Origin of the sequence: Marinicellulosiphila megalodicopiae (assembly GCF_045862395.1) — a bacterium.
Lineage (GTDB): Bacteria > Pseudomonadota > Gammaproteobacteria > Pseudomonadales > Natronospirillaceae > Marinicellulosiphila > Marinicellulosiphila megalodicopiae.
The window spans coordinates 4,278,291-4,298,601 of sequence record NZ_AP023087.1 but is presented as its reverse complement, the minus strand read 5'-3'; the positions used below and the strand labels follow the sequence as shown (position 1 = coordinate 4,298,601).

At 34.4% G+C, this 20,311-nt stretch carries 18 protein-coding genes; 14 read left to right on the top strand and 4 right to left on the bottom strand.

Annotation, left to right across the window (positions count from 1 at the left end; all coding sequences use genetic code 11):
• The first annotated feature begins 16 nt into the window (after positions 1–16).
• The 4 genes from TYM08_RS18470 to TYM08_RS18455 all read left to right on the top strand — a co-directional run bounded on the left by TYM08_RS18470 (position 17) and on the right by TYM08_RS18455 (position 5,128).
• Positions 17–1,840 (top strand): hypothetical protein, encoded by a 1,824-nt coding sequence (locus TYM08_RS18470; protein WP_422380626.1) that lies wholly within the window; start codon positions 17–19, stop codon positions 1,838–1,840.
• Positions 1,841–1,850: 10 nt separating this feature from the next.
• On the top strand, positions 1,851–3,686 hold the full coding sequence (locus TYM08_RS18465; RefSeq protein ID WP_422380625.1) for a hypothetical protein: 1,836 nt from the start codon (positions 1,851–1,853) through the stop codon (positions 3,684–3,686).
• A 238-nt stretch (positions 3,687–3,924) separates the two neighbouring features.
• On the top strand, positions 3,925–4,560 hold the full coding sequence (locus tag TYM08_RS18460; RefSeq protein WP_422380624.1) for a hypothetical protein: 636 nt from the start codon (positions 3,925–3,927) through the stop codon (positions 4,558–4,560).
• Positions 4,553–5,128 carry a hypothetical protein gene (locus TYM08_RS18455; RefSeq protein WP_422380623.1) on the top strand — a complete coding sequence of 192 codons (576 nt, stop codon included), beginning with the start codon at positions 4,553–4,555 and terminating at the stop codon, positions 5,126–5,128. The genes TYM08_RS18460 and TYM08_RS18455 overlap by 8 nt, the downstream gene beginning before the upstream one ends.
• Positions 5,129–5,230: 102 nt before the next feature.
• Here TYM08_RS18455 and TYM08_RS18450 read toward each other — a convergent pair whose 3' ends face one another.
• Together TYM08_RS18450 and TYM08_RS18445 are read right to left on the bottom strand one after the other, a co-directional pair.
• A complete protein-coding gene (locus TYM08_RS18450; protein WP_422380622.1) occupies positions 5,231–6,301 on the bottom strand; it encodes a hypothetical protein in 1,071 nt (356 codons plus the stop codon).
• 86 nt (positions 6,302–6,387) lie between these two features.
• Positions 6,388–7,293 carry a LysR family transcriptional regulator gene (locus TYM08_RS18445; protein WP_422380621.1) on the bottom strand — a complete coding sequence of 302 codons (906 nt, stop codon included), beginning with the start codon at positions 7,291–7,293 and terminating at the stop codon, positions 6,388–6,390.
• A gap of 180 nt (positions 7,294–7,473) precedes the next feature.
• Here TYM08_RS18445 and TYM08_RS18440 point away from each other — a divergent pair, with 180 nt between their 5' ends.
• The 5 genes from TYM08_RS18440 (at position 7,474) to TYM08_RS18420 (ending at position 15,019) form a co-directional block, all read left to right on the top strand.
• On the top strand, positions 7,474–8,211 hold the full coding sequence (locus tag TYM08_RS18440) for an SDR family NAD(P)-dependent oxidoreductase (RefSeq protein ID WP_422380620.1): 738 nt from the start codon (positions 7,474–7,476) through the stop codon (positions 8,209–8,211).
• Between the two features lie 593 nt (positions 8,212–8,804).
• Positions 8,805–11,615, top strand: coding sequence for a PKD domain-containing protein (locus TYM08_RS18435; protein ID WP_422380619.1), 2,811 nt, complete (start codon positions 8,805–8,807; stop codon positions 11,613–11,615).
• 152 nt (positions 11,616–11,767) lie between these two features.
• A complete protein-coding gene (locus tag TYM08_RS18430; protein ID WP_422380618.1) occupies positions 11,768–12,397 on the top strand; it encodes a class I SAM-dependent methyltransferase in 630 nt (209 codons plus the stop codon).
• A 1,431-nt stretch (positions 12,398–13,828) separates the two neighbouring features.
• Positions 13,829–14,353, top strand: a complete 525-nt coding sequence (locus TYM08_RS18425) for a hypothetical protein (protein ID WP_422380617.1) — start codon at positions 13,829–13,831, stop codon at positions 14,351–14,353.
• Positions 14,354–14,500: 147 nt separating this feature from the next.
• Positions 14,501–15,019: a hypothetical protein gene (locus tag TYM08_RS18420; protein ID WP_422380616.1), complete on the top strand. Its 519-nt coding sequence runs from the start codon at positions 14,501–14,503 to the stop codon at positions 15,017–15,019.
• A gap of 127 nt (positions 15,020–15,146) precedes the next feature.
• Here TYM08_RS18420 and TYM08_RS18415 read toward each other — a convergent pair whose 3' ends face one another.
• Positions 15,147–15,536 carry an HNH endonuclease signature motif containing protein gene (locus tag TYM08_RS18415; RefSeq protein WP_422380615.1) on the bottom strand — a complete coding sequence of 130 codons (390 nt, stop codon included), beginning with the start codon at positions 15,534–15,536 and terminating at the stop codon, positions 15,147–15,149.
• A gap of 2 nt (positions 15,537–15,538) precedes the next feature.
• Positions 15,539–15,829, bottom strand: a complete 291-nt coding sequence (locus TYM08_RS18410; RefSeq protein ID WP_422380614.1) for a hypothetical protein — start codon at positions 15,827–15,829, stop codon at positions 15,539–15,541.
• Between the two features lie 165 nt (positions 15,830–15,994).
• Here TYM08_RS18410 and TYM08_RS18405 point away from each other — a divergent pair, with 165 nt between their 5' ends.
• The 5 genes from TYM08_RS18405 (at position 15,995) to TYM08_RS18385 (ending at position 20,167) form a co-directional block, all read left to right on the top strand.
• Positions 15,995–16,327, top strand: a complete 333-nt coding sequence (locus TYM08_RS18405) for a hypothetical protein (protein ID WP_422380613.1) — start codon at positions 15,995–15,997, stop codon at positions 16,325–16,327.
• A 95-nt stretch (positions 16,328–16,422) separates the two neighbouring features.
• A complete protein-coding gene (locus tag TYM08_RS18400; RefSeq protein ID WP_422380612.1) occupies positions 16,423–16,884 on the top strand; it encodes a hypothetical protein in 462 nt (153 codons plus the stop codon).
• A gap of 251 nt (positions 16,885–17,135) precedes the next feature.
• Positions 17,136–17,603 carry a GNAT family N-acetyltransferase gene (locus tag TYM08_RS18395; RefSeq protein ID WP_422380611.1) on the top strand — a complete coding sequence of 156 codons (468 nt, stop codon included), beginning with the start codon at positions 17,136–17,138 and terminating at the stop codon, positions 17,601–17,603.
• Between the two features lie 420 nt (positions 17,604–18,023).
• Positions 18,024–19,151 (top strand): group II intron reverse transcriptase/maturase, encoded by a 1,128-nt coding sequence (gene ltrA, locus TYM08_RS18390; protein ID WP_422380610.1) that lies wholly within the window; start codon positions 18,024–18,026, stop codon positions 19,149–19,151.
• Between the two features lie 140 nt (positions 19,152–19,291).
• Complete coding sequence (locus tag TYM08_RS18385; RefSeq protein WP_422380609.1) at positions 19,292–20,167, top strand: hypothetical protein; 876 nt, start codon at positions 19,292–19,294, stop codon at positions 20,165–20,167.
• Positions 20,168–20,311: the final 144 nt, after the last annotated feature.

Sequence of the window (20,311 nt, the reverse complement as noted above, 5' to 3'; positions counted from 1 at the left end):
CGATAAGAAAAATAAAATGAAAAAAATATTATTAATTGCCATGTTTTTATTGGTAGGCATCACAATATATAAAGCAATTCCCACAAAACAATTAGCATCCCCAACAGGTAAACCATTTGTAATACCTGTTACACAAAATTGGTCTGAATTTCAGCAACAAAAAATACAGCAAAAAGAATCATATATTGCAGATAATCAAGAAGCATTTGATTGGTTTGCCGATTATGCTTTTAGCCAAACAGATGGAACACCTTTCATTATTTTAAAATTATTACCTATTATTGCACCAGAATTATGGGGCAGTGAAGAAAACTTTTTAGATGTCGTAGGGTTATTTAAAGATACAAGGCAGGAAAATTATCCAATAGCTCGTGGTATAGGAATAAGTGGCTTAGCTAGAATTGAGCCTATGGGCAAAATAGATTATACATCCTTTACTTGTGGCGCTTGTCATATTGGGCGCGTGATAGATCAAAATAATAAAATTCATTATATTGATGGCGGCGTGAATACTGAATTTAATATTGTTGCTTATCGAGTGAAAACTTATCAAACCCTTCAAAAAATAATAGGAGATGAATCTGATCCGATTAAACAGCAACAATTACTAGAAAATGCATTTTTAACAGCACTTGAAAAAGCAATATCCGTAAGTGATAGTTACTTTTATAATGAATATAAAAATGATGTAGTTAACTTTGATTTGGCATATGAAAAAAATCAAATTAAACTTTTTATTGAGAAATCTGGATCGTTAATTGGTGATTTTTATAAAACTACCACGCAAGATTATACCGGTTATGCTGCGTTACTAGATAAAAATTACAAGGGATTCCAGACACGTTCTTTAGAAGGGTTTCCCGGCATGGCAGATGCAACCGGAATATTTACAGTTAATTCATATAATGATGCCCATTCGACTTTTTTTGGAAAATTATTTTCCAAACACATTTTACCGAGCTCTCCAGGTATAACGGATTTTATGACTGTATGGCGCCAAGATGAAAGAAAAGCGCATTGGGATAATTCTCATCAAACGTTAATTAATGGTGGCGGGCAATACAATGGTAATATCCCTATTCCTATGTATCGTAATATGGCGGCACAGTTAACAATTGGCTTAGATGATAATGATTTAAGAGTGTCTGCATTTTCTGTCGAATTATTGGATAAACTTCCTGCGTCTGTGTATCCATTTGATGTGAATGTTGAACTTGCTAAAAAAGGCGAAGCATTATTTGCAGACAACTGTGCGCAATGTCATCAACCATTTAACGGTAAGGTTTATAGTAACCTTGGTGTGAATCTTGACCGTAGTTATGTTGTAAATACATTAATTAGAAAAGGCGGCATCAGTGGTTTTTTTAAAGAATGTTCTACTCAAACAAAGGTTGAGTTATATGGTGAACAAGTGAAACCCTGTGCGCAATTTGGTGGCGTGTCTTTAGAAGGAAAAGAAGATTTAATTATGTCACCTAATAATCAACATCATGGTTATAACGCAAGACCATTAAGTGGAATTTGGGCTCAAGCTCCATATTTACATAACGGATCGGTGCCAACTATTTATCATTTATTAGTGCCTAATGAGCGACCAACTACGTTTATCAAAAGTCAGTTAACCTATGATCAAACATATTTAGGCTATCAGTGGGTACAAGACAATCATCAAACCGTATCAGCAGAGCATAGTTATGTTTTTGATACAAAAAGTTTTGAAACATTTTCAAATAAAGGTCACGACCAAGATGTGAATGAAAATGGTATTGAATACAAATTAAATTGGTCCGATGATAAGCCAGGTGCAATGGCTATTATTGAATATTTAAAAACACTTTAAGGTATAAATTATGAATCACCCTCTGTTTAAAATTTCGGCTGTTGTATTGCCTATTATTGGATTACTCGCTTACGGTAAAGTAAGTGGTTTATTTGATAGTCGGTTAGAAGCACCTAAATCCACTTATGTAAAACCAGTACCTAAAGATTGGGTGCTTGCTCAAGCAAAGCGTCGTGCGGATATTGCCGATCATATTGATACATTCCAAGTAAACTATGATCATTTTGCAAACTTTCCAGTGAGCGAAACCAATGGTATTCCCTTGATTGTCTTAAAATTATTGCCTGAAGTTGCACCTGAATATTGGGGTGATGAAGATAATTTTTTATCGGTTATGGGATTGTTTCATGATGAGCGCTTAGTAGGGTATCCATTTCCACGTGGAATTGGCTTTACTGGTTTAGTGAGAAAAGATTTAACTGCAGATATTGATTACGCCTCGTTTACCTGTGGAGGGTGTCATATTGGTCGAGTTAGATTACCAAGTGGTGAGTTTGAATATTTAGATGGCGGTATCAATTCTGAATTTAACGTGATTGGTTATCGGGAGCGTATTGTCCAATCTTTAAATAAAATTTATGGCAATGAAACTGACGAGTCTGCCAAAAAACAATTAGTAGTGGATGCATTTTTAACCGCGCTAGATAAAGTAGAGGCTCAAGATCCAAATTATTTTTACAATAATTATCAATACGACGGAAGAGTATTTGATGCAAATTATGAGGCAGCTCAAATTCAATTATTTAAAAATGATGCGACAGATATTATCGCTGAATTTGTGACACACCAAGAAAACGTGTATGCAAGTTGGGTGACATTAACCGAAAAACTGTATCCAAATATTAAAGATAGAATTAATTCTGGATTCGCCGGCATGGAAGATGCCATTGGGTTTAATGCGGCCACAGCATTTCAAACCTTTGATGAAAAGATGACAACTAAGTTAATTGCACCATTAGTTATGCCAGCCAGTCATGGTGTGACAGACATAATGGTTGTATGGGATCAAGACTCTCACGATCCAGTTTGGAATGAAGATGAAACACGATTAATAAATGGTGGCGGTCAATGGAATGGTCATATCCCGTTACCAATGTATAAAAACATTGCTGCTCAAATTACACTAGGATTTGATAATATTGATATCAGTGTTTCAGCCCATGCTGAAAAAGTATTGCAAAAACTACCACCTGCTATTTATCCATTTGACGTTGATGTGGATCTAGCAAAAACAGGACAGCAATTATTCAAAGATAACTGTGCGGATTGTCATCAACCAAATAATGGTCGTGTATATTCGATTATGGGAACTGATATGGGGCGTGCAAAAGTGGCAGGCACTGTGATTACAGTCGGCGCGCAAGCAAGTTTTGCAGGTGACGCAAATTGTTCTCCAACTACCACCATTGAAATGGAAGGAAAGCAAGTTCAGCCTTGTGCAGAATATAAAGGGGTTTCGTTAGTTGGGCAAAGTAAACAGGTCATGTTGCCACCAAGAGTGCAAAATGGATATAACGCATTGCCGTTTCCTGGGCTTTGGGCGCAAGCGCCTTATTTGCATAATGGTTCAGTGCCTACGCTTTATCATATGCTAGTGCCAAATGAGCGTCCTGATGTATTTGTAAAAAGCCAATTAGATTTCGACACTCAATTAGTAGGGTTTAAGTGGGAATTGGATAATTGGGATGAACAAGAAGGGTATGTATTTGATACCCAAAGTTCTCCATCAATTAGTAATGCAGGACATGATAAAGACATTACTTTAGATGGTAAAACTTATAAATTAGATTGGAGTGATGATAAACAAAGTGTTTGGGCATTGCTTGAGTATCTAAAAACGTTGTAGAATAAGCGCCTGATTTATTTAATGAGTCAAACAGTTTCTTTAAGGTGAGAAAGCAATAAAAGGATTTTATTTTTAAATGACGGGTTAAGAGTGATCTTAATCCGTTTTTTTATGCCTGAAAGAATGATGTCAATTTGAAACTCGTCAAAATTCAATAAAATAGCAACAAACTTGCTCTGGTAATTTTTAAGTGATTGCGTAGTATTGAGATTATTATCGTTTAACAGTGGTTAATACAGTGAATATTTTCGAAGCATTAGATATCAAAACATTATTAATTATTTTTCATTTTATTGGGCTGGCTTTTGGAGCGGGTGGTGCTTGGATATCCGATTTAATCATTATCCGATTTTTGCAATTTGAACCGATAAGCAGTGAAAAATTAAAATTGGTGCATTTTTTAACAAATCTAGTCACGATTGGTTTGTGTATCTTATGGGTAACGGGTCTTGGGTTTATCATTCATTATTCTATTTTTGAACCTGAAAATGTCCTAAATCCAAAAGTGTGGTCAAAGGTGAGCATTGTGGTTGTGTTGTCATTTAATGGCTATTTATTGCATCGATTTATTTTGCCGATATTAAATAATAATGAAGGGAAAACATTATTCTATTCAATTACCCATAAGCAAAAAATAATCATGACATTAATTGGGTCTGTGTCATTAGTGTCTTGGGGTTTTCCTGTTTTATTAGGTGCTTCAAAAGGTTTGAATTTTACAGTGTCTGCATTTGAAATATTAACTTCGTATGTTGTGGCGGTAATGATTGTATCGACCATTGTGTATTTTGTAGTAAAACGATTCACTAAAGATGAGCAAAGCCTTCAAGATACAGAGCAAGGTTTAGAAGCAAAGGATCACGATCATGAATAATTTTTTGAAAGTTGTATTTTTAATTTTAATTATTGAAATCGGCATGATCATCGGTGCAAATATTCCCAAACAAGTCAGTTCAAAATATTTTGATCCAAACACTATTAATCAAATTCAAACGCTTAACCTGATTGAATTTGATATTTTATTTAATGACACGATTAAAGATACTAAAGGGCTGGGCCTTGGAAAAGGCATTGTTCAATACAAATGGAGTTTAGAGTTTGAAATGTCAGTTGATGCAAAAGATTGGAATTTTAATAGCGAATATAAAAACAATACAATTTATTTGGACGCACCTGAGATAATGCTAACCAAACATGAGGCAACCTTAATTGAACAAAAACAATTAGATGCAACCAACGATGAACGAAACGCAAGAATGTTTGATGAGGCTAAAAAAAGCGTGAATAACCAGTTGGATGAATTACAAAAACAATTATTACAAGCAGACTCATTATACTATCTGCAAGCAAAACATAAACTTAAAGATAAAATTAGGGCTACATATAAACAACAATCAGCCAATTTAATAATAGAGGAAATTATTATTCGTAATTGGCCATAAACCCAAAAAAGCCCAGACTTTTAAAGTTTGGGCTTTTTAATTTTCGGTTCTTTAATTTTTGGTTATTTAATTTTTGGTTCTTAAATATTTGATAGTTGAATATTAATTAGCTTTTTCCGATTCTGCTAATGCTTTTTTTTCTGCATTGTTTAATAAACCAGGAATTAATTTTTCAGAGAAACCGGCAACAATACACCAAACTATTAAAAGAGAAATACCTTGAGACGGTTTTTGCAAACTGCCTACTTGCAAAAGGTTCTCATTGCTGTGAGCTGTTGCCATTACTTGAACGGTTTTCGAACTTTCCAACATTTTTGTTTTAGCATTCATCACGTCGTGCGCCACCATAGGTAATTTTCCACCAGCTTCAGTAAAGCGAGTTTGCTCGGCCTGTTGAGTTTGTAAAATATCTAATAGTTGACTTTGGTCTACAATAAATTTGGGGAAAATTACTGAATCAAATAAACCAGATTGAATAATGTAAAACATAATTAATCCTGCCCCTGCACCAATTACCCCCCTTGCTACCACATAACTAAAATGGCTCATGGTTCGAATTTGTTCGATTGTGGCATGTGATAAATTGGTCCGCATTGATGTGAGCTGTGAAAAAGAGGCGCCTAATAATCCAGCACTTGCCGCTGTAAATAAATAATACAAACGTAAGTTATCTTTAAATAATTCTATATTTAAAAATGTGTTTGTTAATGTTGGAGTGAAGAAAATAAAAAAGGACAGTAAAAACATACAGGCAATTAAAAAACGAGTTCTTGCTGCAAAATTAGAGCGCACTCTAATTACCTCAAAGCGCCACTGCAAATCGCAAACTAATTTAGCAAGCATGGATTTAAGCTTCGATCCTTCTAATTTCAATTCACTTTGCGTTTTATAAAATTTTTGCAATGATTCTGTTAAATCTTCTTTGTCAGCCAGTTTTCTAGACCAACAAGCTTGGAGTTCATCTTCATCTAAATGTTCGATTATTTGCAGTTCAATATCGTAAGCGACTTGCCAGTTATTTGCGTTGTCTAATGTTTTGCATAACTCTATTAATAATTCTTTTTGCGTGTCACTTAAGTCTGTTCGAAGTAGTGTACGATCTAGTAATGCACTAAGATGCGTTTTATATTGGTTGAGCAAGTGAGGCTGCTTGTTTTTAGTGATATTAAACATAGTGATTCCCATTTATAATTTTTATTGTAATTACCCTATAAACACTGAGTGTAACAGTAATTTAAAGATTGGTTAATAGAGTTTTTCTAAAAATCATCTTGAATTTTTTGTTTAAAAAAATCAATAAATGCACGGGTTTTGGCCGCAAGGTGATTTCGATCGGAATATAAAGCGTAAACGTTTTCTACCGTTGCGTGTTTAATTGACCAATTTTCATTTGGAAGTACTTCAATTAATTCATTTGAATCAAAATATGATTTTAAAAGTAGGTTTGGCAATAGCGTGACTCCCATACCCTGTATCGCAGATGAAATTAAAACAGTGACTAAATTTGAATCTAAATTACCCTGTGCTTTTATTTGAGTTAATTGGTTGTTTGTTAATGATTGCCATTCATTTAACTTATTATAAATTAAGCAATTGTGTTGAGTCAGCTCAGTGATGCTCTTGGGTGTGCCGAATCTATTAAGGTATTTGGCACTTGCGCACAATGTAAGCTTTACAGGTTTAATGGCAACAGCAATATAGGTTGAATGTTTAGGATCGCCGACACGCAAAACCACGTCAAGGCTGTCTTGTACAATATCTTGATGCTGATCCGTTGCAATGATTTCAAGTTTGATTTGAGTATAGCGCTGTAAAAATTCGGCCAAATAGGGGGCAATCATTAAATCAATCCAATGCAATGGTGCACCTATTCTTAATAGTCCCGAAGGGGTTTGTTTAAATGCGTTGACCGATTGCTGGGCATCTAGAATATCCTGTTGAATTTTATGGGCCTTTTCAAAATAAATAGTACCAGCTTCAGTAAGGCTTAACTTTCGGGTGCTACGTTGCAATAAGCGCACACCTAAATGTGCTTCTAAATCATTAACTAATCGAGATATAGAAGGTTGCGATGAACCGAGTTGCTTGGCTGCTTGAGAAAAACTGCCAATCGTAGCAACTGCAATAAATGCATTCATCATTGGGAATAACTGCTTCTGATCCATTTAAATGCCTTATAAGGTTGATTTATTTGCAAGGTGGATAAATGTTATTCCATTTTGCTATATTGTCAATTGATCATGAATAAATAAAACTGCTTTTTATCGAGAAAGTTGTTTATCGAGAAAGCTGTTTATCAAATTACTGATAAACGAATGCAATACATATAGATAAAAGAGGTAAATATGTTTAATTTAAAAGGTAAGTCGGTATTGGTGACTGGGGCAAATCGCGGGATAGGTTTGGGGTTTATAGAAGCATTATTGGCAAACGGGGCAAGTACAATTTATGCGGCCGGGCGTGATAAAAATGCATTAGAGGAAGTAGTTGCACTTAATCCAGAAATAATCAAAGCTATTAAATTAGATGTGCTTGATGATAGCGATATCCAAAGTCTAACTCAAAAGATCGAATCTTTAGATGTGCTAATTAATAATGCAGGTATAGCAAATGGTTGTTTTAATACTGCCCCAAATGCAGTTGAAATAGCTAAGTTAGAAATGGACACCCATTATTTTGGGCCGCTTAAAATAATTCATCAATGTTTACCACTGCTCAAACAGTCTAAGCAAGCGTTTATTATTAATATTGCGTCCATTGCCGCCTTAAGTAACTTCCCATCATTAGGGCCTTACAGTGCGACTAAAGCTGCGTTGATGTCTTTAACACAAGGATTAAGAATAGAACTAGCTGGAGATAATATAAAAGCAGTTTGTGTGTATCCTGGACCTACAGATACCCGTTTAGCCCCTGGTGAGCAAATGCCAAAAGCAACAAGGCAAAGTGTGGCTATAAATACATTTGAAGGCATAAATCAGGGCCAGTTAGATATCTATCCTGATGATTTTGCAAAGGCAATGTTTACTTTATTAGAGGAGCATCCAAATAAATTGGCTCAAACTTTTAAAGAATTTCATATTTAATTTAATTAAAAAATAATGACTTAAATGCAGAAACAAGCTGCTGAAAAAGCTGCTGAAAAAGCTGCTAAAAAAAAGTACTAAACATAGTTATTTAAAAGCTACTTAACAATATAAAATCAAGGAAGATTTTTTAATAAAGGATGAACTGAGTATGAAAAAATAATGACTCAGTACAAAGGTTTTTATCATTAAATTTAAACAAATTCTATAATCACTCCAATTGCTTAATTAATAAGAAAATACAAAATTAATGTTATGTTTTGTATGAAGTTTTGGATTTTTTTAGAAATTTTGTCTGTTAAAAGGTCTTATTTTAAAGGGTATTTTCGAGTTATGTGACACTGTGTCACATAACTATAATGTATTTAAAGTATACCTTTATGTAATGTTTTGTAAATTAGTAGGCGATTTTATGTCTATTAGGTCTCACAATTTATATATCAAAATATAGTGACATTGATTTGTAATTTTAAAAGGTTGACTATATTTGACCTAAAATTTTATAAGCAATTTATTAATTTTTTATAATAAAAATTTAAACATATTTCATCACTATTAATTTACATTCTCATTCTATGAGAAGAGGAAGATAAATGAACTTTAAAGCGCTTTGTGCGGCCAGCAGCATTGCAATTTTTGCAGGCGTAGGTTGTGTTGATCCTGAGTCAACATCAAATAATACAAATACTGAAGATAACGCAGCCCCTGTGGTTAGTTTTAACACAACAACAGCAGTAAATAATACAGTGACACTTAACCCAACAGTATTCGATGCTGATGGCGACAGTTTAATTTATGTCTGGAATTTTAAAGATGGTTCACCGACATCATCAAGCGCAACATCATTTGAACATAAATTTCCTGAATTGAATGAGGATGCAACTTATGAAGTTGAATTAACTGTGTATGACAGTAAAGGAGAATTTAAATCTAAAATTGTAAATGTATTTGTTCCTGCTGTTACTTCAAGTGAAAATAGGACACCTACACTTGATCCGGTTGTTCAAATTTCCTCGACTGGCTCTGCTACGTTTACAGCAAATGCTGCAGATGCAGATGGCGATCAATTAACTTATTTTTGGGACTTTAAAGATGGTAATGATTCAAGTTTAGAAAACCCAATTCATGACTATGTATTAGGTGATTCAATAGTAGTGCATAATGTCGAACTAAGCGTAACAGACACTGATAATAATAAAGCTACTAAAATGGTTGAAGTTACAGTACCTGCTAAACAAGTTGGAGTAAATTATCCGCCTGTTGCTAATCCTTCATTTCAAATTGGTGTAAAAACTATTGATACCGTTTCGGTGGATTTTATGGCAAATGCCTCTGATCCTGAAAGTGATGGCATAACCTATTATTGGGATTTTAAAGATGGAGGAGATTCAACTTTAGAAAATCCAACTCATATTTTTTCTTTAACTCAACCAAGCCAAACTTTTTTAGTTGAGTTAACGGCAGATGATTCAATAAATCAGCCAACTATAAAAACAATCAGCGTGTTAGTTGAATTAAATGTGGCACCCGTTGTGAGCGTTAATTCAAGTTACACAGTTACAGCAGGACAGTCATTTACTGTTTCTGGAACAGCAACCGATGCAGATGATGCAAATTTAAGCTATTCATGGTTAATAAATGATGAAGCATTTAATAGCGAAACTGCAACTACCACAATTGTAAATGAAGGTGTGTATACTGCTACGTTTACTGTCAAAGATAGCATTAATACAATTGAAACACCTGTGATGATTACAGTAGAAGCTGCAGTCACAACTGGAGATGAAAGTTATTCGTTAATTGCACTTCCAGCAGGCGCTCAACATAAACTGTATGCAATAAATACATGTGGTTTAAATCCTGTAATTGATCATGACGGATATTTATTGGTTGATGGCTCTATGTCAAACATCAATAACGATTGGAGTCATGTGAATTCTAATGCAACAGAATGGGATGGTATCGCTCAATCAACGGCTGACTACGTGATTGATAAAGGCTATACCGCGAATGCTAACTGTAACGGTGCACAATCAATCAACAATATTCTAGTGAAAAAATATACAGATTGGGATTCACAGCATGGTAATGGATTTAAATTCCCAGTTTCAAATGATAATGCATCGTTTGCAGATTTAGGTACGATCACAATGGATATTTATATCGATTCTGCAAACTCAGTATTACCAACTAATACAGAAGTTCGCAGTGCATATAGTGGTTTAACCTCAGCGCAACTTGATGAATTTGACGATGGTGAATTTTACTTAGATATCCAATTAAACTACGACGGCGTTGATCCTATTCCTGGTGATGATTATGCGACGCAAGGTGATGTTCATGGCACAATTAATTTAACGATTGATCGTGATTACCATGATCAATGGCTAAGAGTTAGCGTGCCAGTGAGCAGTTTAATTTATCGTGAAGAAGTTGCAAACTGGGGTGTACAAACTGTTTCTTTTAATGATGTAAAAGATTTGGTTCCATCGGACATGAGTTTTGTTGCTGAAACAAAATCGCGAAATACTTACCGTAATTATTTAACTGGTACACAACAAAGTGATAATAATCAGTTTGCTGCTTTAAATCTTCCAAAACTATATAAAGAAGAAGCGATCAGAATTAAATATTTAGAAATTTCAAAATCGGACGGTTCGGTTATTGTAACGCCACCTAAAGAAGTTGATTATTCGTTAAACGATGACAAGCTATATTCATCCGGCGAAATCTACTCCGAAGATCTATATCTATACGGTAGTATTGAATTAAGAATGAAAGCGGCAAAAGGTAGTGGTATTGTTAATGGTTATTTTACTTACAAAAATGGCAGTGAAGTCGATCCTGAGCCTTGGGAAGAAATTGATATGGAGGTGTTAGGTAAAAATAATGCCGTTGATTTACAAACGAATATTATTACTGGTAAAGCGTCAGAGCGTATTACAAGTGATGCACTGCATACACAAGTACAATCTTTAGCAGATGATTTTCATTTGTACCGTATGGATTGGTATCCAGATCGTGTTGAATTTTTCTTAGATGGACAATTTTTGTCTAGAGCAGGAAAAGAAAATATGACAGTTGATCAATACGCAAGTTTAACAAGTCTGCAAGGAATACGTTTAAACCTTTGGCCTGCAAATATTGCAGAGTGGGTGGGAGCGATTGATGATTCTGTGTATCCAGTTTCTATGGAATTAGATTACTTGTCATACTCATCACTTGATCAAAACACAGGTAATTTTGTATTGCAGTGGACTGATGATTTTAATACTCTTGATACTAACCGTTGGAGTCTAGCGAATTGGACTTTTGGTGAAAACGATGCGAAATTTAGTCCAAATCAAGTCAGCGCAAGTGGTGGTATTTTGAAAATTACATTAGATCATTATAGAGGCGAATAATTTTTATAAAATTTAACGCTTAATTAAAAAGTCACAAAGAGTAATCTTTGTGACTTTTTTTATTTGTGTGTGATTTATATCCAATGGTCATAGTGTATTTCAAATTTTTTTTGATATGCTCTTTCAAGTAACCAGTGCAATTAGGAGATGTCATGAATCAAGGTCTTAAATTTTGGAATAAAATGTCCAGTAAATATGCAAGTCAACCCATTGCAGATGAAGCTGCTTATCAACACAAATTAGAGGAAACAAAAAAATACTACGATAAAAATACATCGATTTTAGAAATAGGATGTGCAACTGGCGGCACGGCAATTAAACATGCGCCCAATGTAAAGCATTATACGGCGATTGATTACTGCGAACCGTTATTGAATGTAGGTATACAGCAAGCAAAACAAAAAGGCATCGACAATATTCAATTTGTTCAAACGGGTATAGATGATTTTGAAATAAAAAAAGATCAGTATGAAATGGTATTGGCATTGAGTGTCTTTCATTTATTGCCTAATTACACTGAAGTGATACAAAAAATATATCATTCCCTTCCCAAAGATGCAGTGCTTATTAGTAGTACAACTTGTTTAAAGCAGCAGTCCAAGATATTGCAATGGATATTACCTATTATGACAAAACTTGGGGTAGCACCTTTGGTTATGAAGTTTTCTTGTGATGAGTTAGTTGAGCAATTTGAAAAAGTGGGATTTAAAATAGAATATAAATGGCAGCCACATGAAAAAGCAGCATTATTTATTGTGGCAAAAAAAGTAAACAGTGTATAAATAATTTTGTTAAAAAATATCATTATTATTTATTAGACTTGTCGCGCTAATGGAAGAATTATGAGTTTTACGTCAGCTGTTTGGGTATCTTTGTTCAACGGACATTACTAAATATAAATTAGCAATAATCGATGTTTCAACAATTAAAGTGGCTGGCTATTTGGTTGACCTGAATCGGCATAGTCAGAAGGTTTAGTCAGACGGTATAGTCAGACACTCAAATTGAAAGTGATGTGTTTCTTTTGTAATAAAGTGCGTGGGGGACAGCTAGAAACTCTCTTTTTATTTGAAATTGCTCCGCAGGAAAATCAAAGCCGAAGCTGATTCAGCATTCGCTCGATTTTCATAACCATAGACAAACAAAGCAGCAATCAAAAAGCAAACCCTTAAAAGCCTTTGTGGTCCAAATATTACTCACATCATAATTCTTCAAAAAATAAAAAATTTAATACCATCGCTGAATAGATTTATAGGCCAATTGAGCGACTCGATGTATACAATACCAAACGAAAATATAGGTTAATCTATATAGAAGAAACGAAGGGGGCAAGCCGTAAGACGTTACCGAAAATTTAACTAACAGGATAAGCTTTTGTAGGTTCGTGATTCATTACGAAAACACTATCCAAAACAAAACGAAAAAAACACCATCCACACGTCGTCCTCAATGCAGAAATTAATCTCACCTGTAGGTTCCGGATTTATTCGGAAAAACTATCCAAAACAAAACGAAAAACACCATCCACACGTCGTCCTCAATGCAGAAATTAATCTCACCTGTAGGTTCCGGATTTATTCGGAAAAAACAATCCAAATCAACACGAAAATATCACCCACACGTAGACCTCGATATAGAAATTAATCTCACTGTAGGTTCGTGATTCATTACGAAAAAACTATCCAAATCTATAAAAAAGGAGTTACATATTTTCCCTATTATTGCTGACTGGATATCCAGATTTAGCCAAAAAAATAGTAAATCCAGCTCAAAGACAGAAAAATAGTAAAAAAAAATAGGCGGACAAGAAATATGGAAAATATCCATATTTCTCAAAATTCAAAATTTGAATGTACAGGGAGTTGTTACTAAATACGTTGTAATATCACTTTAATTACTCGATTTTCATTTAAATTTTAGAAAACTCCCATAACCCATGGGATGTTAATTATCAGATAGACAGAATTTTTCCCTATTTCTTTTTGCTATCTATTTTTCCGTGTTTCTGCAATTTGCTATGTTTTTATATCAAGACTCTAAAATAGCAAAGACATATTCCGTATTTACTTCAAAAAAATAGTTGTTTTAGTAATTTTAATTGTGTTTGAGCTCATGTATATTGTGTTATTCAAATAAATCGACGGTAACTATTGAAAATGCGAAATGAAGAAAAAATCCGTCTAATAACATGTTATATTTTAGAGGATAGAATTGTGGCAACCACATGGATAGAAATTGCAGATACTGCTATTAAAATTGGTTTTGGTGCTTTAATTAGTGGTGTCTCAGCATATTCACTTGCTAAGCATAACCATTCAAAATCGATTGAAAAAGAATATATTACAAAACATAGAGAAACTCTTGAATCTGTTACATCTGAAATTGAAGAAATGACTCATGCTCTTTTGAAGTATTGGGCATTCATAATTGAATGGTCAAAAAACCCTAAAGCACCTTATGATAAAAATGACAAAATAACATTGTTACGTGAAGAGATATTTACTTTATTTAAGGGTGTCACTAATTCTGAAGGTCGCCTATTATTATTGGGTTGCGTAGATCAACAATTGGCGCTTAGAAATTATGGCGATATCATATCTAACTTTTATAGATACGCATCGAGAGAAAATAAAGAAATGGAAATTAAACAGACTGAAGAGTGGCGAGATAAAATACTTCAAGGTCGTTTAGATCTTTATTTATCCTTAAATGTTGCATATAAACAACTAAAAATATAACAAAGCTAATTAAAACCGACGCAAAACACTCCGCTTTCATTGTGTTTCGCTTCGCGAAGTTTACACAATGAAAGCTCCGCGTTGTTGCGCGGTTTATTAGAGCGTTAGACTTCATATCTACATTAATCAACTAAAATTAGGATGATTATGAAAAAAATATTACTAACTTTATCCATTGGGTTTTCTTTGATATTAAATGCAAACAGCGAAAGCTATGTTGATGATTCTATAAAATTTATAAATATTAACGTTACTGATGAAGAGTCACATGCATGGGGAGTTTGTGCAGCTAGTTTAAAGTTAATATCTGAAATCATTGAAAAAGCCGCACCAGCAAAATCCAAACAGTTTTCAGATTATTCAAATGGAGCAGAATTAGCAGTAACAATGTCAATGGTTGTCAGCGAGTTAACTGAAGATATCAGCCCAGAAAAATTTGAAAGAATTTGGGAGTTTTCAAAGTTTCTTGGTGATCAAATACCTCAAACAATCCGTACTACTTTGCTAGCTGATTTAGAATCTGATAAAACAGAGGGTAGTAGTGTATTCCTTGGGAATTTAGGAGATACAGTTGCAGTTTGTTTAGATAATCTTGATGGTCAACAAATGTATATTAACGTGTGGCGAGAATTATACAAAAGTGGATTACTCAAAAGTCCAGAGTAATGTAAGTCTAACAAATGCAATTAAACCGGACAGCTAAACGTTGGCTGCTGTTCGTTCCTCACAACAATTATAGCCAACATTTATCTTGCCGCTTATTGCGGCGTTAAATGCCTTCCGTAGTATCCGGCTATAAATTTTGATATCGATCTTCCAAATATCGAAGCAAAACAGAAGTATCAACACTTGAACCTTTAAGTCGATTACATTTGGGGTGAACTAATTGAATATTTGATGATTCGTTTCCACCACCAAATTTATGAGGGACTTTGTGATCTACTTCATAGTCGTTATGATCCATTTTTAGACCACATTCAGGACAAATACCTTGTTGCTTAACATACATGTCATTAAGTACATCAGTTAACCAAGGTTTGCGTTTTTGAGGATCGAGAGTATTCAGAATATTCGCACAATCGCTAACTTCGCTGAACACGCCGTAATAGCTCGTCTGCTCTTGGTTTCTTGCTTGTTCCTGTAATACTTTTAAGCGCTCTAAGCGATCAGCTTTGTTTACCATTTTTAGGATGCCTTAGCTTTTCTTGCTCTAGTTTGATTGTTTTTAAGTCGTTTTTTTAACGCCTTAGCTCTAACAAGATCTGTTTGATGCATATTGCTTGATAAGATAGATTCCAGAGTATTCATCATTATCTGGATTTGATTGTCAATGAAGGTTAACTCTTCACCTGTTCGGTTTTTGTAATCACCGAAAGTATTTAATGAATTATCCATTAGTGATAAGCTTGATAGCACTTGCTGCATTTGACCTTCTAATACAGTAATTCTTGCTTCTAAATCTGTCATATCTGTCATTTTTATGTGCCCGTGAAAAATTTATACTATGCATGATTTATACAGGCATTTAACAAGGCAATCAAGTCGGATTCGTAACAGTGGGCTCGTTCCGCTTCGCTGCATTTTAGCCAACTGTTACTCACCGCTTATTGCGGCGTTATATGCCTATCGGGATTACTATAGATGTTAAAGTGGGATGAAACTGAATTTATAGAATGTTTGGAATCTATTCCAGAGGAAATAGTAGATGAGCTTGTTGGTAATTTATATATTTTCAATGTTACTGGTAATGGCATTCAACTCGAATTAAAAGTGTACCCGAAATTATCGGATGTAAGTATTAAAATAATAAACATCAATGATAAAAGTATTGTATTTGAATATTATATATTTGATTGCGAATCTGTAAACTATCAAAAGTTAATTAATGATGATGAAAGGTTACGTTTTATAAGTTCGGCAGGCATTGAAATTTATATTTCTACTCGGCCGAACATTAATGTGCGAATTAAATAAAAACGGCCATACAAAGCTAATTAAAACCGACGCAAAACACTCCGCTTTCATTGTGTTTCGCTTCGCGAATTTTACATAATGAAAGCTCCGCGTTGTTGCGCGGTTTATTAGAGCGTAAGGCAGCCATGCTAATAAAGATATTAATTACTTTATCATTATTTTTTTTAATTTCAGAATATTCTTTAGCCTGTGGTTGCAATAATACGCATGATATAAATATAGGTGCATCTGTATTTGAAGGTGAGTTATTAGAAATGGTTGATGGAAAGAAATTTAACATCGAAAATGAAATTAAGTATGATATTTCACCAGATGTATTAAATTTTGAAACACAAAACACAGTCTTAAAATTTAAAATAAATAATATTATTAATGGTGATTTTGATGATATTATTTACATTAGATTTAGAAATAAAGGCTCTACATCCTGTGATTCGTTAGAAATCCCAAATATATTACATAACAATTATCGTATTGCTGTAACGCTGACAGAGGAAAATGGAACAAAATTAAATCCTGCTTCCACTGGTCTGTGCTTTGAGCAAAAAGCCTTATAACAAACTAATTAAAACCGACGAAAAACTCTCCGCCTTCATTGTGTTTCGCTTCGCAAAGTATGCTCCAATAACAATGAAGACAGTCACTCACTCACTTAATAATATCTAAATTGCATATTAGTTAATTGGTGAAATTAATGTTTCAAATATCGTATGAGAATGAATATACTGTTTGAAATTAATTAAATTAAAAATGAGTGTTGAAGAAAGTTGATTTTTCTACAGCCTCGTTATAGCGCAGTGGAGAACTCGTGGCAGAAATAAGAGGTGCGAACGGTGATGATCTGGAATACATGTATTCTGCACTGTATAAGTTAAACGAGATGCATTATATTGCTGAGCCAGAATACTTTAAGGCTCCTGGCGAAATTGCTGACGTAAAAGACCTTTCTAAATATATATCCACAGAAAATACTTTTGCCTATGTAGTATTAAATAATGAACAATATATAGGTTTTGCAGTTGGTTTAATTCGTGAAGTCAAGTCACCCATATCGCAACCTATTACAATAGGCTCTATTGAAGAGATATACCTAGAGCCAGATTATAGAGGAATTGGTATAGGTAAAGAGCTTAATTTAATAATTGAGCGTTATTGTAAGCATCGTGGTGCAACAGACATATTTACAGAGGTTTGGGGGTTCAATGATGCTGCTTTGTCTTTTTATAAAAATTGTGGATTAAAAACACATGTTCATTGGCTACGTAAAAAGCTATAATAAATAAGAATAGGTTGCGCGTAGCCGCAACTACTTTGATTTAAATTAACCTATTGTTGGTCATTCCAAAGCATCCTGCTGTCATGCCACTAGTGCATCCATTTGCGTCATCATTCCGGTCTTCATTTATAGTGTTTTTCTTTTCTGTGACTTTTTTCTGAGTTTTGGCTTCCTTCAATTTTGCCATGTTTAAAATTTGAGAGACATCCTTACTTTCATTCTACTGTTTCTTTTTTTGGGTAATACTCAATTAAATCAGTGTCATATAATATTTTTACCCCATTAGTTTTCTGATTTAAACCTATCCCGTATACCTATCCTTTTTTACGCCCCGATCGTTCGCACTTTTTCTATCTTTATTTTTGATGTAATTAATCCACAAAATGTCATTATTTTTTTGCAGTATCAAATCAGTCTGTCTTGGTAGTCCTTGTTGTTGAAAATATAAATAAACTATCTCAACAATTAAAAGCTAAACAGTATCGAACGGATCATGTGAAGCGAATTTTTATCCCAAAAGGTAAAGATAAACTTCGTCCGCTTGGATTACCGACGGTAAAAGATAAGTTAGTGCAACAGTGCGCCAGTCAAATTCTGCAAAGTATTTGGGAGGCGGATTTCTTACCAAATAGCTATGGCTATCGCCCAAACAAAAGTGCGCATCAAGCGATTTATAGTCTTAATCTAAATCTTCAATATAAGAATTATCATTATATTGTTGAGGCAGTCATTAAAGGTTTCTTTAATGAGTTGGATCATAAATGGTTAATGGACATGTTGAAACTACGAGTGGATGATCAAGCGTTTCTAAACTTGATTAATCAGTGGTTAAAAGCGAAAGTGAAAATGCCTGAAGGTGAGTGTGTAAAATCGAAATCAGGTTCACCACAGGGTGGTGTAATTAGCCCTGTGCTAGCCAATATCTATTTACATTATGCGCTGGATTTATGGTTTGAAAAAGTCGTGAAACCCAAAATAAAAGGTAAGGCAATGTTGATTCGTTATGCGGATGATTTTGTTTGTGCTTTTGAAATGGAAGAAGACGCGGCCAGATTTTATCAATCATTACCCGAGAGATTAAGAAAGTTTGGTCTTGAATTAGCTAAAGAGAAAACAAACTTAATCAAGTTTAGTGCATATTTTCCGAGTAGGAAGCACCGTTTTGAGTTTCTTGGGTTTGCCTTTAATTGGTGTAAAGATAAAAAGGGAAAACCAAGATTAAGACGTCGAACTTCTACTAAAAAGATGCGTGCTAGTTTTGAAAAATATTATGATTTTATCAAGACGTCGCGATCAAGAAGGTTAAATTGTTGGTTGCCAGAGATGAGAAGAAAATTAATTGGATTTCAAAATTATTTTGGACTTCCAGATAATAGTCGAAGTTTATCAACGTTATCAAATTTTGTGATACACAGTTTGTTCAAGTGGTTGAATAGGCGAAGTGGTCGTAAAAGTTATAACTGGCAAAATTACATGAAGATGTTAGAGTATTTTAAAATTAAGCCGATGCGAGTTAGCAAGAAATACATAGTTGTTGACTGGTATTAAATAGTTTGCCTTTACACGGGTGAATAAACTGAAGAGCCGGATGCGGTAATTCCGCACGTCCGGATCTGTACGGGGTCGGCTCAGTAATGGGTCGTTCTACCGTGATTACGTAAATTGGAAGTCACCACATGGAACCAATAATGAAATTTTTAAAAGCAATAGGTAAAGTAATCATCAAGCTAATACCATTGGCCTTACTGCTAGGTATAGGGATTTTTGCTTACAGGTACTTTGATGCCAGCTTTTTCAATTCTCATTCTCAATGGGCTCCACCAATTTTTAACGGTGTGGTAAGCGGTGTTGTTACCGCAGGGCTTTTAGTTGTTTTATCCATAACATTTAGGTCTCATCTAAAGCCAACACTAGAAAATCTTCAATATCGAGGAGTTAAGATAGAGGGAGTGTGGAACGGTGTTCTTGTTCCATTTATCGGTGTTGACGAAATTGATAAACGTAGAATTAAAATTGGAATGGCTGAAATACGCAGAAGGAAGAAATCTAGGAAAGAAAAACGCAGTGGTGAAAGTTCTGAAACTAATCAAATAAGCGCTACTGCAATCGGCCACGATGGAAGCCAAAGAAATATAGAGGCTGAGCTGATTGCAAATGATGTTGGTGAGGGTGACTCCGACACAATCAATGATTCAGAGGTTGTTGGGCGAAGGTTTTTTATAGCCGTATCGAAGTTTTCTCCTATTGAAGTCCGTGCACAATTTGAAAGAGTGGGCCATGAAATTAAAGGTGAAATAGTCGAAATCGGAGGAGCATCCGATATACACACCTATTCTGTGCGTGGCTCTTTCAAAAACTTAATCCTTACTGGAGAGTATGAAAATAATCATAGTGGCCATATAGATCGAGGCAGCTTATCTCTCATGCTTGTTAAAAATGGACGTGAGTTCAGAGGTTTTTTCTCATCATACGCGGATAGTGAGCATAAGATTGTTCCATTCAGGTGTGTTTTAAGAAGACACGGAATGGATCAAGAAAGTGAAACGTTCAACAAAGACAATTAAAACGGACATCTAAACGTTGGCTGCTGTTCGTTCCTCACAACAATTATAGCCAACGTTTATCTTGCCGCTTATTGCGGCGTTCAGGCTGTAGAAAAATTAAAACCACAAAAAATCATCGTGCGGAGAGTGGATTAAAATTATTTT